The organism is Streptomyces beihaiensis, from assembly GCF_026274175.1.
Taxonomy (GTDB): domain Bacteria; phylum Actinomycetota; class Actinomycetes; order Streptomycetales; family Streptomycetaceae; genus Streptomyces; species Streptomyces beihaiensis.
This window is the reverse complement of the sequence record NZ_JAPHNL010000248.1, coordinates 14,634-30,295: the sequence shown is the minus strand read 5'-3', so window position 1 is coordinate 30,295 and position 15,662 is coordinate 14,634. Positions and strand designations below refer to the sequence as shown.

Here is a 15,662-nt window from a genome sequence, read left to right as displayed (position 1 = left end):
GCCCGTCGTTCGCGCTCGATTCACCGACGGGATAACGGCCGGATCTTACTCCGCAACTCCGGCACGGCCTTCACTGCACCCACACCACAGGGGCACCGGGAGCCGCCGCGGGAGGCGTTCCGGCGGACGAGCCTCGGTAAGTACAGGTCACCACGGCAGCCACACTCGTACACTAGTTCGAACGAACAGCCGAACGAACGGCCAGACCGGAAAGCAGGCACAGATGGTGACTGGCACGAGCGACTCCCCCCAGCGGCCGACGGACGCCTACGCCCGCCTCGCCCACCTCCTGCACACCCCCACGCGCGACCCCGAGGTGCTGCTCGCCCGCGTCTACAAGGAGCTGCTCGCCCGCGAGTCGCGCGCCTACGCGGCAGGCTGGTCGGACGCGCTGACGGAGGTGCGACGGGCACGGCTGGGCCGGTCGCGGGGGTGACCGGAATCTTGCCGCGGGTAAGGCCGGGCGCCGTCTTCACCGCATGCACAGATGAAGACGAACCGTAGGAATTGCCCTGGAAGTCGCACTCGCCGTCGCGCTGCTGTCCGCATCAGCGCGACGGCCGGCGATCCTTGATGGTTCCGGCCCCCGACTGTCGCCGATCCTCGGCCCACGCAGCCCCCGAAGAGATCCCGGGCATTCCGCAATCGCGACCAGAGGCGACGTGCGGCAGGGGTTCAGCACGCCGTCACCAGATCAGATACACGGTGAGAGCCACGGCGGCGATAATTCCCACGAGGCCGAATACGCCATCAGTGGTCCTCCAAAATGATCGCTGCAGTTCATAGACGGAAATCGCACGCCCAGGACGCCTTGGATCGTAGACGACCATAATCGAATCCTGGTCGATATCGGGAACATCCCCGGGGCTCACGACCAATCGATGCCGTCGCCCCTCGGCATCCTTGTAGACGAAACGCATCGACTGGATGCCGCCGGTCCAACTGTCCCCTCCCTCGTGAGCCCGCACCCGCACGCCCCGCTTCCTCAGCCTTACCCGGCCGGCGATTCCAAGCGCGCCCATCATCACGAAGAGCAGCGGCAGAAGATATACAACCAGCAGCGTTACCAGCAACATTTTCCCTCCCGGGCAATTCAATTAAAGCACTTTAGCACGCCACCGAGGAAGAAGGAAAGGGCCGTGAGCGACCAGACTAAAAAGCCGAATACATCAGGCAATGAAACCGTCAAAGAGCTGGAACGCAAGGTTGAAAACCTTGCCGACGACATCAAGAAGAAATACAGCACGGAAGCCCTCAAGAAGGAACTCCGAGACGACATCATCAAGTTGGCGGCGCCCACGCTACTCGTCTCCATCGCGGCGCCCGCGTTCTGGAGCTCCAGTTCGCTCATCGAAAAGCTCCTGGAGAGGAAACTCGGCATAACTCGCAACAAGTGGGGTTTCTTGTGGCGACAGAGCCGGCGAGAACGCCGACTGCCCGCCGTGTCGGAGCGCCTGAAGCAGACGAACCGTAACGTCAGGCGGGCGAACCGCCGGATCGATGTGACGAACGATCGCCTCAAGCGGACGAATGGTCGAGTCAATCTGCTCGAGGAGACCGTCGCCAATATCAAGCGACGAGCAAACACGACACGGCAACAGGTACGGCATATACCGGCCTCCGCCGATTTCGCCGGAGAAACCGACAGGCTCCGCATCCTGGAACTCCACGTGAACAAGCTCTCGGAAGCCTTGGGTTAAGCGCATCGAACTTTTCCCGATCTTCCGCCTACCAACGGAGGCTTCATGTCTCTTGTGCAGTCCCTGCGCCGCTCGTCCACCGCACTCAGCGAATTCAGAAGCAAAACAGACGTCTCGGCCCGCGCCGCGAAAGAGCTCGGCAACAAGGCCAAGACGAGCAGTAGCGAGATCAACCGCATCAAATCCTCTGCCCAGTCGTCCTCCCGTCAACTGAAGAATCTCAAGACCACCTCCGACCACGCCGAGAAGTCCCTCACCAAGACCGGAAAGACCGGCTCGACCGCCGGCAGGAATCTCGGCAAGTACGAGGCCGGGGCGAAGAAGGCCGCCAAGGGCCAGGACAAGATGAACAAGTCGATGAAGGGCAACCTCTTCGGCATGCTCATGCAGCTGCTCCAGCCGCTGATCCAGAAGATCCTCGACATGGTCACCCACTCCAAGACCATGCAGAAGGTCATGAAGAAGGCATTCCAGGTCATCAAGGTGGTCATCGGCAAGGTCATGAAGGCCATCGGGCCGATCATGAAGAAGGCCGGCAAGCTCATCAAGTCGGTGTGGGGCGGCATCAAGAAGGCCATCACCCTCGTCGTGAAGGTCATCGCCAGGGTCATCAAGACGTACGTCGGCATCTGGAAGAGGGTCATCAGCGGCGCGCTGAAGGCCATCAAGGCCGTCGTCCACAGTGTGTGGAACGGCATCAAGGCCGTCATATCCCCGGTCGTCCGCTGGATCAGATCCGTCATCCCGAACGCCTTCCGTGCCGTCAAGAACAAGCTGTCCAGCATCTGGGGCGGCCTGAAGGGCATCGCGGGCCGCGCGTTCAACGGCGTCAAGGGCGCGGTGAAGGGGCCGATCAACGCGGTCATCCGCCTCATCAACAGCGCGATCAGCGCGCTCAACGGCATCAAGGTGCACATCCCCGGCTGGGTGCCCCTCGTCGGCGGCAAGACCTTCGGCCTGTCCCTGCCGCACATCCCCTACCTCGCGACCGGCGGCGTCGTCATGCCCCGCTCCGGCGGCGTTCCGGCGATCCTCGCCGAGGCCGGTGAGGCGGAGGCCGTCCTGCCGCTGAGCAAGCTCGACCTGCTGCTGCGCAGGGCCGTCACCGGCGGCAGGGCGTACCACGGGGCCGCGGCGGACGGCGGCGCGCTGCGCATCGAGAACTACTACGCGGCCGAGACCAGCAGCCCGCAGCGCACCGCCGACGCGCTGATGTTCCTGGCGAAGGCGCGCGGATGAGTACGGCGGCCACAGGCATGCCGGTCGACCCGCTCGCCGGGGTGGCTCCGGCCCTCCAGGGCTTCCGCACCCAGGTCCAGCGGGGCCAGGGCGCCCTCCGGTCCCTCACCGACCGGATCAAGCACACCGCCACCTCCGTCGGCACAATCGGCACCAGCGCCGACCACGCCACCACCGCCGTGCGCCGGACCAAAGCCGCCGCCGACACCACCGCCCGCTCCCTGGCACACACCGGGCGGACCGCGGCCACCGGCGCGCGCGGCATCAAGTCCGTCGGTCGCAGCGCCACGTTCTCCGTCCGCTCCCTCGGCAAGCTGGCGGTCGGACTCGGCGGACTGCTGTCGCTGATCACCGGCCTCATCGACGTGTCCGGCCCCCTCGGCACCCTCATGGACACGTTCGGGACCGCCATGACCATCGGCGCGGGGGTCATGCTGGTCGTCAACTACGTGACCCGCACCACGCCCGTCGGCTTCATCAGCGGCCTGCTCCTCCCGGTCGCCGGCTGGCTGCTCGACCTGGCCATGAACTCCGCGACCGGCCAGCGCCTGATGGAACAGCTCGCCAAGCTGGTCCTGACGTACGTCAGGTCGTACCTGAAGATCATGACTCCGCTGCTCAAGGTGATCGCGAAGGTGGTGGGCACCTACGTGAGCGTCTGGCTGACCGTCATCACCACCGCCCTGCGTGTCATCGGCGGCGTCGTCAGCACCGGCTTCGCCGTTCTCAAAGCCCTCACCACCGGCGACACCCGCGCTCTGCACGGCAGGGCGGCGGCGGTGTGGCGGGGCTTCAAGAGCGCGCTCAAGCCGGTGCTCAAGTGGATCGAGCATGACATCCCCCGGATGTTCTCCCGGGTCAAGAGCGCCCTGCGCAACACCCTCGGCGGCATGGGCCGGTTCGTCACCACGGGCGCGCAGGCAGTCGCCGGGGTCATCAAGGGGCCGATCAACGGGCTGATCTCGTTCGCCAACTGGATCATCGAGGGGCTCAACAAGATCAGCTTCAGCTTCTTCGGCAAGAAGTTCGGAATCCACCTCAGCAAGATCCCGATGCTCGCCGAGGGCGGCATCGCGATACCCGGCGCTGCGCCCGGCACCGGCCACGTGCTGCCGCTGTCCCAGCTCGCCTTGTCCCGGCTCGCCAGGCACCGGCCCGGCCTCCGTTCCGGTTCCGTCCGCGTCCAGCCCCCTTCGCCGTACGAACTGAAGGCGTACCACGAGCCGTCCGGCGCCACGGCCTGGTCCACCGCCGAGGAGCTGCTGTTCCTGGCCGCCGCCCACGCGCCCGCCCACCCGGTCCCGCGCGCTTTCGCGACCGCGTGAGGACCCGCCACACGAGAGTGAGGTGACGGCCCGATGGCCGATACCGCAACCACCTACACCGCCGCCGACTCCGCCTTCACCGCGGACCTCGCACCCGGCTCACTCATCACCCAGGACGGGCAGATGCAGTGGGCCGGTCTTCTTATGGGCCCCGGCACGCCCTACGCCGTGGACAGCACGGGGCTCACCGGCTGGGAGGACCTTCCGGCGTACGACAGTTCCGACGCCAACCGCCCCACCTCGCACGGCGCCTGGCCCGGCGCCCGCCACGCCCGGCCCCGCACGGTCGGCGGCGCCCTGTGGCTGCTGCCGGCGACCGTCGACGCCGCCGTGGACACCGTACGGACGCTGCGGCAGGCCCTGGCGCTCGCGGACGGCGAGCGTTGGCTGGCCGTGCGACTGCACGGCGAGACGCTGGCCGTGCGCGCTCGGGTGTCCCGGCGCGTCGTCCCCACCGACCGGCAGTACGCCCTCGCGGGCACCGCCAAGGCGTCCGTGCAGTGGGTCGCCACCGACCCGCGCCGCTACCAGGTCGTCGAGCAGTCCCTGACCACCGGTGCGCCGACGGCGGAGAGCGGACTGACCTGGCCGCTGACCTGGCCGCTGGACTTCGGTACGGCGGCGGTCACCGGTGACGTCGTCGCGGACAACGACGGCTCGGCGCCCACCCACCCCCTGATCACCTTCCAGGGACCGTGCGGCATGCCGACGGTCACCGAGCACACCACGGGGCGGCGGCTGCGCTACGACATCACGCTCACCGCCACCGACGTGCTCACCGTCGACACCTCCGCGGGCACGGTCACGCTCAACAGCACCGCCTCCCGCCGCAACACCGCCACCGCCGACTCCGCGCCCGAGGAGCTGTTCGCCTTCGAGCCGGGCAGCACCGAGCTGTCGTTCCGCCCCGACTCGTCCTCCGCGGGCGCCGCGATGACGGTGCGGTGGCGCAGCGCCGAGTGGTGAGCGGCGCCGCACGTCCCGTACCGCACCTTCCTCGCCCCGCGTCCGCGTCCCGTGACCAAGGAGAATCCTCATGACCCTGCAGTCCGCCTGGCTGGCCGAGACCGGCCAGACCCGCAACGACACCCGGCTCGCCGCACTCGGCGCCACCACCCCCGCGGACCCGGTCAGCGTCCGCTCCGGCATCCTGCCCGGCTCCTACAACGGTCAGTTCCGGGTCTCCGGCTTCTGGATGACGGGCGAGTCCGCGATGGTCGGCCGTGTCGCGGAGGGCCGCGCCGTCATCCAGGGCGCGATCAGCCAGGGCGCGTACCCGCTGGCCATGCCGGTCTACACCGACCTGACGTTCGCCGACGGCGACGCACAGTACGGCCGCATCGACCTCGTGGTCCTCAGGGTGTACGACAACGCGTACGACAGCTCAGGGAAGACCGAGGCCACCGTCGAGATCGTCCAGGGCACCCCCGCCGCCGCGCCGACCGCCCCGGCCGCGCCCGCCCTCTCCCTGCCCCTCTACGAGGTCTCCGTCCCGGCCGGCACCAGCGCGGGCACCGGCGGCATCGCCTGGCAGGCCGGGGCGCTGACGGACCTGCGGGCGACCACCGTCGCGGCCGGCGGCATCCTCCCCGCGTACGGCGACACCGGGAACGGCGCCTACCCGGGCCAGTACCGCGACAACCAGGGCGTCCTGGAGCGGTGGGACGGCTCGGCGTGGCAGCCGTACCAGCCGCCGGTCGAGGTCACCACCACCTCTACGGGCCTGGTGGCGGCCACGGGCTGGAGCGTCGTGAGCTTCGCCGGTCGCCAGTCGCACGGACTGGGCAGCTTCAGCGCCTCCGTCACCCGCACGGGCGCGACCCTCACCGTCGACAGCACCGGCAACCTCGGCGACGTCCAGCTGTGCACCCTGCCCTCGGGCTGGGCCCCCTCCCTGGGCCTGGAGGCCGTCGCCGCCGACGGGTGGGGCAGCGGCGACGCCTACATCGGCACCGACGGAACGATCACCCTGCGCACCTGGTCGTACAACGGTGAGCTGACCTCTGGCCGCAACGTCCGCGTGTCCGCGACCTACGTGCTGTAGCTCCGTCGCGCGCTACACCCGAGTCGCCCCTGCCGCCATTCTCGTCAACTTCATCGCTTTCGCTGATTTGGTCGTTTCAGCCGCTTTCACGCCTTTCACCTCTTTCATCTCTTTCACCTCTTCACCTCTTCACGCCTCTACGTCTGGGAGCCCCGTCCATGCAGATCACCTCCGGCTGGCTGCCCACCACCGGCCAGACCCGCACCGACACCCGCCTCACCTCCCTCGGCGCACTCACGCCGACCTCGCCCGTGGCCACCCGTTCCGGGGTACTGCCCGGCTCGGCCAACGGTCAGTGGATCATCTCCGGGTTCACCGTCACCGGCTCCAGCGCCATGACCGCCACCGTCTACCCGGGGCGTGCCGTGATCCAGGGCACCGACAGCCAGGGCGCCTACCCGGTCGCGCTGACCTCGAACGTCGACCTGACGTTCGCCGACGGCGACGCCCAGTACGGCCGCATCGACCTGATCGTCGCCCGCGTCTACGACGACTCCTACGACGCCTCCGGCAAGACCGAGGCCACCGTCGAGATCGTCCAGGGCACCCCCGCCGCCACCCCGGCGGTACCCGCCACACCCGCCCTGTCCCTGCCGCTCTACCAGGTCTCCGTCCCCGCCGGGACCAGCGCGGGCGGCGGCGGCATCGCCTGGAGCACCGCGCTGACCGGCGTACGCACCGCGACCGTCGCCGTCGGCGGCATCCTGCCGGTCATCAGCGACAGCAGGGCCGGCGCGTACCCGGGCCAGTACCGCGACAACAACGGACAGCTGGAGCGATGGGACGGCAGCGCCTGGGCCGCGTACCCGCCGGTGCCGACCTGGCAGTCCTGGACGCCCGACTGGACCACCAGCACGGGCAACTCCACACCGTCCTACGGCAACGCCTCGCTGAACTGCCGGTACACGAAGATCGGCACGACCGTCCACATGACCTTCGACGTCATCTTCGGCAGCACCACCAACTTCGGTGGCGGCGGCACCAGTGACAACTGGGTGTTCTCGCTGCCGGTCGGGGCCGCGTCCACCATCGAGACGCTGGGCTGGGCCGTGTTGCAGGACGACACCCAGATGCGTTCCATCGCGCGCATCCGCGGCTACGACTCGAGCCGGTTCTGGCTGGAGATCAGCTCCGGCATGCCCAACGGCAACGCCGTCGCCACCACCGGTCTGACCGACGCCGTCAGCCCGTGGACCTGGGCTTCGGGCATGCACATCTCCGGCAGCGCCACGTACGAGGCCGGCACCCCCATCGTTGTGAGGCCGCTGTGACCACGCCCGCGGACGGCACGGCGTCCACCACCCCGTACCGGGCGATCTTCTGCGACCTGCGCACCGACCGCACCATCGACATCCTGCCGCTCACCGGTGTCTCGTTCGACGACTACATCGGCAAGGCGGGATCGCTGTCCGGGACCGTCCCGGTCCCGAACGCCGAACTGGCGACCCGGGTGCGCCGCATCGAGGAGGGCCGCACCTCCGTCTACCTGGAGCGCGGCAACGACCTGTGGTGGGGCGGGATCATCTGGACGACCACCCTCAAGGGCAGCGACAAGGGTGCGCTCAGCCTGGACATCCAGGCCGCCACCTTCGACTCGTACGCCGCCCGGCGCCGCATCCGCACCAACCTCTCCTACCCCGCCACCACCGACGAGCTGGACGTCGCCCGCGGCCTGTGGCAGACCCTGCAATCGGCGGTCGGCGGCGACATCGGCGTCACGTACGGCACCGAGACCTCCGGGGTGACACGGGGCGCGAGCTGGCTCGAGGGCGACGAGACCCTCTACTCGGAGGCGCTCAAGCAGCTGGCAGCCCTGCAGGACGGCTTCGAGTACCACATCACCGTCTACCGGGACCCCGCGAGCGGGCAGCGGATCCGGCGGCTGCAACTCGGCCACCCGAAGATCATCACGTCCTCTGTCGACCTGGTCTTCGACCGCCCCGGCAGCATCCTCTCGTACGCCTTCCCGCACGACGCGACGCGCGGCGGCACCACCGCGGTGGCCCGCGGAGCCTCGGCCAACAACAACCAGACGCAGACGTCGCGGCCCCAGTACTCGGACGAAGTGGTGGCGCAGGACCTGATCGACGCCGGGTATCCACGCATCGACCTGTCGTCCAACCACGACTCGGTCACCGACAAGTTCACCCTCGACGCCCTCGCCGCGACCGAGCTGCGGCGCGCACGCGGCACCGTCGTGATCCCGGCGCTCACCATCCGCCTCGACGACCTGGTGCCGCCCGCGCTGCTGGGGCGCACCGCCCGGGTCCGGATCACCGACGAGTGGTTCGGCGAAGGGCTGAGCAATCGCTACCGGATCGTCGGCTTCCGCGCCAGCCCGGCCGAACGCGGCCGCCCCGACACCGCGGAGCTCTACCTGGAGGAGGTCACCTCATGATGCCGCAGCTGCCGGAGGACATCATCGACAGGCTGGTCGAGATGGAACGGCGCATCGAGCAGTTGTCCACGGCCGTCCACACCCGGCCGGCGCTCGACCGGATCACCAGCGGCACGGTGGAGATCACCGACGGCGGCTCGCTCGTCGTGCGCACTCCGGACGACGAGTACACCGTCCTCCAGATCGGCTCCTGGTCCGGTTCCGAGTACGGTTTCAGCCTGAGCCGACAGACCGGCCAGGCCGCCATCACCGCGTTCAACGGCGACGGCAGCAGCACCTCGCTCCAGCCGGTGCGCATCTACGACGTCCACGGCCTGGAGATCTTCTCCGACGACATCGTCACCGGCGGTCTCGCCCGGCCCTGGCTGTCCATGCTGGCGCCGCAGGACACCAACGTCGCCCGCTGGCCGCAGACCACCGCCACCTCGTGGACGACGGTGGCCCGCTCCTTCAACCCGAAGTGGCAGCCCAAGATGCGGCTGTACCTGTACACGGCCGCCTCCTCCGGGGCCACCGGCGAGGTGCGGGTGCTGCTCGACGGCGCCCAGTGGGGGACGACCGTCAGCGCCGGCTCGACGTTCGACCACACCGACCTGGTCTCCAGCGACTTCGTCAACGCCTTCGGGGCGCTGATGAAGGTCGAGATCCAGGCCAGGGTGACCAGCACCTCGGGGACCGTGTACGCCCAGCCGATGATGATGTTCGGCACCCAGTCGTAGCCCCCCTGCCCCGCTCTCCTGCTCTCCTCGTCTTTGCTGGCGTCGCCGCCTTTGCTGGCGTCGCCGCCTTTCCTCCTGCCCCCGACCTGTCTCTCCGTCTCCCTGCCGCCCCCTTGCCCCGTTGCCCCCGTTGCCCGCCTCCCCCTCCAGCCCGTGAGGTCCGCCATGAACATCGACACCACCCAGCCCTGGGGCATCGCCCTCGACTACGCCGGCCGGGCCACCGTCACCGAGAACGGCCACACCGTGCACATCCGCGTCTACGACAACTCGCTGAGCGACTCGCTCCAGCCCGACCCGCTCACCGGCGTGTACCCGTCGGTGCACGTCAGCGCCAGGTTGTCCGAGTCCGGCGACGACGACGCCGTACTGCGCGGCTTCGGAGAGGTCACCGTCGCACCGACCGGAACCTCCCCGGTCACGCCCGACCAGAACGCGGCGGCCAACGCCGTCGCCGCGGCCCTCGCCGACTTCGAGACCCGCCGGGCCGCCCACGCGGCCCTGTGTGCCACCTGGGACCCGTCCGGTGCGGCCACCGGCACGACAACCGGCACGACGGCCCCGTAGCCCTCCCGCCGCCCCGAACCACCCGCCCCGAGCCGCCCAGGCCGGGGTTTTCGTACGTCTGGAGGCCCCACCATGTCTCGTCCCCTGTCCGCCGACGCCCTCGTGTCCGCCTTGCGGGCCGAGGGCGTCACTGTCGTCGAGCACGACGGCTGGCGCACCCACAACCGCGACGCCAAGGGCCCCTGGGGCCCGGTCAACGGCGTGATGATCCACCACACCGTCAGCTCCGGCACCGACGCCTCGGTCAGGCTCTGCTACGACGGCCACTCCGAACTGCCCGGCCCGCTGTGCCACGGCGTCATCGCCAAGGACGGCACGGTCCACCTCGTCGGCAACGGCCGCGCCAACCACGCCGGCGGCGGCGACCCGTCCGTCCTCCAGGCCGTGATCACCGAGACGTACGGGGACCGGCCTCCGGCCCCGCACCAGCACGAGGGCAGCGCCGGCGCGGTCGACGGCAACACCCGCTTCTACGGGTTCGAGTGCGTCAACCTCGGCGACGGCCACGACCCCTGGCCCGCCGAGCAGCTCGACGCCATCGAGCGGGTCTCGGCCGCGCTGTGCCGGGCGCACGGCTGGGGCGCCAAGTCCGTCATCGGCCACCTGGAGTGGTCCGACTGGAAGGTCGATCCGCGCGGCTTCTCCATGACGGGCATGCGCCGCCGGGTGCAGTCCCGGCTCTCCACCGGCCGGGTCGCGCGGGCGACCCACCACGAAGCCCACCAGGAGCCGCGCCCGCCGCGCCACCAGCCGTACCCGGGCGCCTCGTTCTTCAGGGCCCACCCCCACTCCCCGATCGTCACGGCGATGGGCCACCGCCTGGTCGCCGAGGGGTGCGGCCACTACCGCGTGGGGCCCGGCCCCCAGTGGACCGAGGCCGACCGCGAGTCGTACGCCGCCTGGCAGCGCAAGCTCGGCTTCCGCGGCGCCGACGCCGACGGCTGGCCGGGGCCCACGTCATGGGCGGCGCTGAAGGTCCCGTACAGCGCCTGAGCGCCCGCCGACCACCCACACACCCGCCCCACAACGCGAGGTCCCCATGTCCGAGGCCGCCAAGCGAACCCTCCGTACCGTCCTGCAGGCCGCTCTCGGCCTGTGCGTCCTGCTGCCGGTGATCATCGACGCGGCAGGCATACGACAGACCATCCCCTGGGCAGCCGGATCCCTGGCCGTCGCCGCGGCCGTGACCCGGGTCATGGCCGTGCCGGGCGTCCAGGCCCTGCTCCCGCGATGGCTGCACGTCCAGCCCCCGTCCACCACCGACGCCGAACTGCTCTCCCTGGCCAAGGGAAGCGCGGAACGGGCGGAACGGGAGGACACGTGAAGGAACCCGCCACTCCCTTCTCCGACCCCGCCGCCGTCGCGGTGGAACTGGAACGGCTCCGCGGAACGCTGGAGGCCGGTTTCGCCCGGGTCGACGGCTCACTCGCCCTGCTGGTCCAGCGCAGCGACCAGACGGACAAGCAGCTCGACGACCACGAGCAGCGCCTCGACGCCCTGGAGCGCGCCCGCTGGCCGCTGGCCAGCGTCGGCGTCCTGGCCACCCTGGTGACGCTGGGCCTCACGGCCTGGGAACTGACCGCGCGCTGACATGCCGGGAACGCCGCAGGGCGGTCACCCCGAACGAATTCGGGGTGACCGCCCTGCGCGGGAAGCGGCTGCTCGCCTACTGCCTGGTGCCTACTCCACCTACTGGTTGTACGGACCGTAGTCGTAGTCCTCCAGCGGAACGGCCTGGCCGGAGCCGGTGCCGAACGGCGAGTAGTCCATGTCGTCGTAGCCGACGGCCGAGTACATCGCGGCCTTGGCCTCCTCGGTGGGCTCCACCCGGATGTTGCGGTAGCGGGACAGACCCGTACCGGCCGGGATGAGCTTACCGATGATGACGTTCTCCTTGAGGCCGATGAGGCTGTCGGACTTGGCGTTGATCGCCGCGTCCGTCAGCACTCGGGTCGTCTCCTGGAAGGAGGCGGCCGACAGCCAGGACTCCGTCGCCAGCGATGCCTTGGTGATACCCATCAGCTGCGGACGGCCGGAGGCGGGGTGACCGCCCTCGGTGACCACACGACGGTTCTCGCCCTCGAACTTCGCACGCTCGACCAGCTCGCCGGGCAGCAGCTCGGCGTCGCCGGACTCGATGATCGTCACGCGGCGCAGCATCTGCCGGATGATGATCTCGATGTGCTTGTCGTGGATCGACACACCCTGCGAGTTGTAGACCTTCTGGACCTCGCCGACCAGGTGCACCTGGACCGCACGCTGGCCGAGGATGCGCAGCACGTCGTGCGGGTTGGTGGCACCCACGGTCAGCTTCTGGCCGACCTCGACGTGGTCGCCCTCGCCGACGAGCAGACGGGCGCGCTTCGAGATCGGGTAGGCCGTCTCGTCGCTGCCGTCGTCCGGGGTGACGACGATCTTCTTGGTCTTCTCGGTCTCCTCGATGCGGACCCGGCCCGCGGCCTCGGAGATCGGGGCGACACCCTTCGGCGTACGGGCCTCGAAGAGCTCGACGACACGGGGCAGACCCTGGGTGATGTCGTCACCGGCCACACCACCGGTGTGGAAGGTACGCATCGTCAGCTGGGTACCGGGCTCACCGATGGACTGGGCGGCGATGATGCCGACCGCCTCACCGATGTCGACCAGCTTGCCGGTGGCCAGCGAGCGGCCGTAGCACATGGCGCAGGTGCCGACGGCGGACTCACAGGTCAGGACCGAGCGGGTCTTGACCTCCTCCACGCCGGCCGCGACCAGCTGGTCGATGAGCACGTCACCGAGGTCGACGCCCGCCGGGGCGAGCACCTTGCCGTCGACGACGATGTCCTCGGCCAGGCAGCGCGCGTACACCGACGACTCGGCGTTGTCCGCCTTGCGCAGGACACCGGTGGCGTCCTTCTCGGCGATCCGCAGCCGCAGGCCACGGTCGGTGCCGCAGTCCTCCTCGCGGATGATGACGTCCTGGGAGACGTCGACCAGACGACGGGTGAGGTAACCCGAGTCGGCGGTACGCAGAGCCGTGTCCGCCAGACCCTTACGGGCACCGTGCGTGGAGATGAAGTACTCCAGAACGGAGAGGCCCTCACGGAAGGACGCCTTGATCGGACGCGGGATCGTCTCGTTCTTGGCGTTCGACACAAGACCACGCATACCGGCGATCTGACGCATCTGCATCATGTTGCCTCGTGCACCCGAGTTCACCATCATGAAGATCGGGTTGGTCTTCGGGAAGTTGTCGTTCATCGCCTCGGCGACCTCGTTGGTCGCCTTGGTCCAGATCGCGATGAGCTCCTGCGTGCGCTCGTCCTTGGTGATCAGACCGCGCTCGTACTGCTTCTGGACCTTCTCGTCCTGCGCCTCGTAGCCCTCGACGATCGCCTTCTTCGCCTCGGGGACGACGACGTCGGAGATGGCCACGGTGACACCGGAGCGGGTGCCCCAGTAGAAGCCGGCCGCCTTCAGGTTGTCGAGCGTCGCCGCCACGATGACCTTCGGGTAGCGCTCGGCGAGGTCGTTGACGATCTCGCCCAGCTGCTTCTTGCCGACCTCGTAGTCGACGAACGGGTAGTCCTCGGGCAGCAGCTCGTTGAAGAGCGCGCGGCCCAGCGTGGTCTTCAGCCGGAAGGTGTCGCCCGGCTGGAACTCGGGCTCGCCCTCCTCGGCGACCGGCGGGACCCAGCCGCGCGGCGGGATGGTGCCCACCGGGAAGCGGATGTCGACACTCGACTGGAGCGACAGCTCGCCCGCGTCGAACGCCATGATCGCCTCGGACGTGGAGCCGAAGGAACGGCCCTCGCCCTTGACGTCCCGCATCTCGCTGTCCGTGGTGAGGAAGAACAGACCCAGGACCATGTCCTGCGTCGGCATCGTCACCGGACGGCCGTCGGCGGGCTTGAGGATGTTGTTCGAGGACAGCATCAGGATGCGGGCCTCGGCCTGCGCCTCCGCGGACAGCGGCAGGTGCACGGCCATCTGGTCACCGTCGAAGTCCGCGTTGAACGCGGTGCAGACGAGCGGGTGGATCTGGATGGCCTTGCCCTCGACCAGCTGCGGCTCGAACGCCTGGATACCGAGGCGGTGCAGGGTGGGAGCACGGTTCAGGAGAACCGGGTGCTCGGCGATGACCTCTTCGAGGACGTCGTAGACGACCGTGCGGCCGCGCTCCACCATGCGCTTGGCGCTCTTGATGTTCTGCGCGTGGTTCAGGTCGACCAGGCGCTTCATCACGAACGGCTTGAAGAGCTCCAGGGCCATGGCCTTCGGCAGACCGCACTGGTGCAGCTTCAGCTGCGGGCCGACGACGATGACGGAACGCGCCGAGTAGTCGACTCGCTTACCGAGCAGGTTCTGACGGAAGCGGCCCTGCTTGCCCTTGAGCATGTCGGACAGCGACTTCAGCGGACGGTTGCCGGGGCCCGTGACCGGGCGACCACGACGGCCGTTGTCGAAGAGCGCGTCGACGGCCTCCTGGAGCATGCGCTTCTCGTTGTTCACGATGATCTCGGGCGCACCGAGGTCGAGAAGGCGCTTGAGGCGGTTGTTGCGGTTGATGACGCGGCGGTACAGGTCGTTCAGGTCGGAGGTCGCGAAGCGGCCACCGTCCAGCTGCACCATCGGACGCAGGTCCGGCGGGATGACCGGCACGCAGTCGAGCACCATGCCCTTGGGGCTGTTGCTGGTCTGCAGGAACGCGGAGACGACCTTGAGGCGCTTGAGCGCACGGGTCTTCTTCTGGCCCTTGCCGGTGCGGATGATCTCGCGGAGGCGCTCGGCCTCCTCCTCCAGGTCGAAGGTCTCCAGGCGCTTCTGCAGCGCCGCGGCACCCATCGAGCCGTCGAAGTACGTGCCGAAACGGTCGCGCAGCTCGCGGTAGAGCAGCTCGTCGCCCTCCAGGTCCTGGACCTTGAGGTTCTTGAACCGGTTCCACACCTCGTCGAGGCGGTCGATCTCGCGCTGCGCACGGTCGCGCAGCTGCTTCATCTCACGCTCGGCGCCCTCGCGCACCTTGCGGCGCACGTCGGCCTTGGCGCCCTCGGCCTCCAGCTCGGCCAGGTCGGTCTCGAGCTTCTTGGCGCGGGCCTCCAGGTCGGAGTCGCGGCGGTTCTCGATCTGCTGACGCTCCACCTGGACGTGCGCCTCCAGGGAGGGCAGGTCGCGGGTGCGGCGCTCCTCGTCCACGTACGTGATCATGTACGCGGCGAAGTAGATGACCTTCTCGAGGTCCTTCGGCGCCAGGTCGAGCAGATAGCCCAGGCGCGACGGAACACCCTTGAAGTACCAGATGTGGGTGACGGGGGCGGCCAGTTCGATGTGGCCCATCCGCTCACGGCGCACCTTGGCGCGCGTGACCTCGACGCCACAGCGCTCGCAGATGATGCCCTTGAAGCGGACGCGCTTGTACTTACCGCAGTAGCACTCCCAGTCCCGGGTGGGGCCGAAGATCTTCTCGCAGAAGAGGCCGTCCTTCTCGGGCTTGAGGGTGCGGTAGTTGATGGTCTCGGGCTTCTTGACCTCGCCGTGGCTCCACTGGCGGATGTCCTCCGCTGTGGCCAGGCCGATCCGGAGCTCGTCGAAGAAGTTGACGTCGAGCACTATGCGTCAATCCCTCTCAGGGTTGTGAGTCTGCAGGTCTGAAACGGGGGTCGAGGGGTCGGCGGGGGCCTCGCCTGGCGG

15 protein-coding genes are annotated in these 15,662 nt (G+C 68.9%); 13 read left to right on the top strand and 2 right to left on the bottom strand.

The annotated features are described in order from the left end of the window. Nucleotides 1-223: 223 nt before the first annotated feature. Nucleotides 224-436, top strand: a complete 213-nt coding sequence (locus OFY01_RS19350; RefSeq protein WP_266601585.1) for a hypothetical protein — start codon at nucleotides 224-226, stop codon at nucleotides 434-436. Nucleotides 437-686: 250 nt separating this feature from the next. Here OFY01_RS19350 and OFY01_RS19345 read toward each other — a convergent pair whose 3' ends face one another. After that, the gene (locus tag OFY01_RS19345; RefSeq protein ID WP_266601583.1) at nucleotides 687-1,076 is read right to left on the bottom strand and encodes a hypothetical protein; all 390 of its coding nucleotides are present in this window, start codon (nucleotides 1,074-1,076) and stop codon (nucleotides 687-689) included. 63 nt (nucleotides 1,077-1,139) lie between these two features. Between OFY01_RS19345 and OFY01_RS19340 the strand changes: the two genes are divergently transcribed. The 12 genes from OFY01_RS19340 to OFY01_RS19285 all read left to right on the top strand — a co-directional run bounded on the left by OFY01_RS19340 (nucleotide 1,140) and on the right by OFY01_RS19285 (nucleotide 11,582). After that, entirely contained in the window at nucleotides 1,140-1,700 is a 561-nt protein-coding gene (locus OFY01_RS19340) for a hypothetical protein (RefSeq protein WP_266601581.1), read from the top strand. A gap of 45 nt (nucleotides 1,701-1,745) precedes the next feature. Further along, nucleotides 1,746-2,939, top strand: coding sequence for a phage tail protein (locus OFY01_RS19335; RefSeq protein WP_266601579.1), 1,194 nt, complete (start codon nucleotides 1,746-1,748; stop codon nucleotides 2,937-2,939). Further along, nucleotides 2,936-4,264 carry a tape-measure protein gene (locus tag OFY01_RS19330; RefSeq protein ID WP_266601577.1) on the top strand — a complete coding sequence of 443 codons (1,329 nt, stop codon included), beginning with the start codon at nucleotides 2,936-2,938 and terminating at the stop codon, nucleotides 4,262-4,264. Before OFY01_RS19335 ends, OFY01_RS19330 begins: the two co-directional genes overlap by 4 nt. A gap of 33 nt (nucleotides 4,265-4,297) precedes the next feature. Beyond that, nucleotides 4,298-5,230 (top strand): phage distal tail protein, encoded by a 933-nt coding sequence (locus OFY01_RS19325; protein ID WP_266601575.1) that lies wholly within the window; start codon nucleotides 4,298-4,300, stop codon nucleotides 5,228-5,230. A gap of 70 nt (nucleotides 5,231-5,300) precedes the next feature. Continuing rightward, nucleotides 5,301-6,308 (top strand): hypothetical protein, encoded by a 1,008-nt coding sequence (locus OFY01_RS19320; protein WP_266601573.1) that lies wholly within the window; start codon nucleotides 5,301-5,303, stop codon nucleotides 6,306-6,308. A 158-nt stretch (nucleotides 6,309-6,466) separates the two neighbouring features. After that, nucleotides 6,467-7,579: a hypothetical protein gene (locus tag OFY01_RS19315; RefSeq protein WP_266601571.1), complete on the top strand. Its 1,113-nt coding sequence runs from the start codon at nucleotides 6,467-6,469 to the stop codon at nucleotides 7,577-7,579. After that, nucleotides 7,576-8,706, top strand: a complete 1,131-nt coding sequence (locus OFY01_RS19310; protein ID WP_266601569.1) for a hypothetical protein — start codon at nucleotides 7,576-7,578, stop codon at nucleotides 8,704-8,706. The genes OFY01_RS19315 and OFY01_RS19310 overlap by 4 nt, the downstream gene beginning before the upstream one ends. Next, complete coding sequence (locus OFY01_RS19305; protein ID WP_266601567.1) at nucleotides 8,703-9,425, top strand: hypothetical protein; 723 nt, start codon at nucleotides 8,703-8,705, stop codon at nucleotides 9,423-9,425. Before OFY01_RS19310 ends, OFY01_RS19305 begins: the two co-directional genes overlap by 4 nt. Nucleotides 9,426-9,590: 165 nt before the next feature. Further along, nucleotides 9,591-9,992, top strand: coding sequence for an ATP-binding protein (locus OFY01_RS19300; protein ID WP_266601566.1), 402 nt, complete (start codon nucleotides 9,591-9,593; stop codon nucleotides 9,990-9,992). Between the two features lie 72 nt (nucleotides 9,993-10,064). After that, nucleotides 10,065-10,985: a peptidoglycan-binding protein gene (locus OFY01_RS19295; protein WP_266601564.1), complete on the top strand. Its 921-nt coding sequence runs from the start codon at nucleotides 10,065-10,067 to the stop codon at nucleotides 10,983-10,985. A 46-nt stretch (nucleotides 10,986-11,031) separates the two neighbouring features. Beyond that, nucleotides 11,032-11,316, top strand: a complete 285-nt coding sequence (locus tag OFY01_RS19290; protein ID WP_266601562.1) for a hypothetical protein — start codon at nucleotides 11,032-11,034, stop codon at nucleotides 11,314-11,316. After that, nucleotides 11,313-11,582 carry a hypothetical protein gene (locus OFY01_RS19285; RefSeq protein ID WP_266601560.1) on the top strand — a complete coding sequence of 90 codons (270 nt, stop codon included), beginning with the start codon at nucleotides 11,313-11,315 and terminating at the stop codon, nucleotides 11,580-11,582. The genes OFY01_RS19290 and OFY01_RS19285 overlap by 4 nt, the downstream gene beginning before the upstream one ends. Nucleotides 11,583-11,681: 99 nt before the next feature. Here OFY01_RS19285 and OFY01_RS19280 read toward each other — a convergent pair whose 3' ends face one another. Then, nucleotides 11,682-15,581 carry a DNA-directed RNA polymerase subunit beta' gene (locus tag OFY01_RS19280; RefSeq protein ID WP_266601558.1) on the bottom strand — a complete coding sequence of 1,300 codons (3,900 nt, stop codon included), beginning with the start codon at nucleotides 15,579-15,581 and terminating at the stop codon, nucleotides 11,682-11,684. Nucleotides 15,582-15,662: the final 81 nt, after the last annotated feature.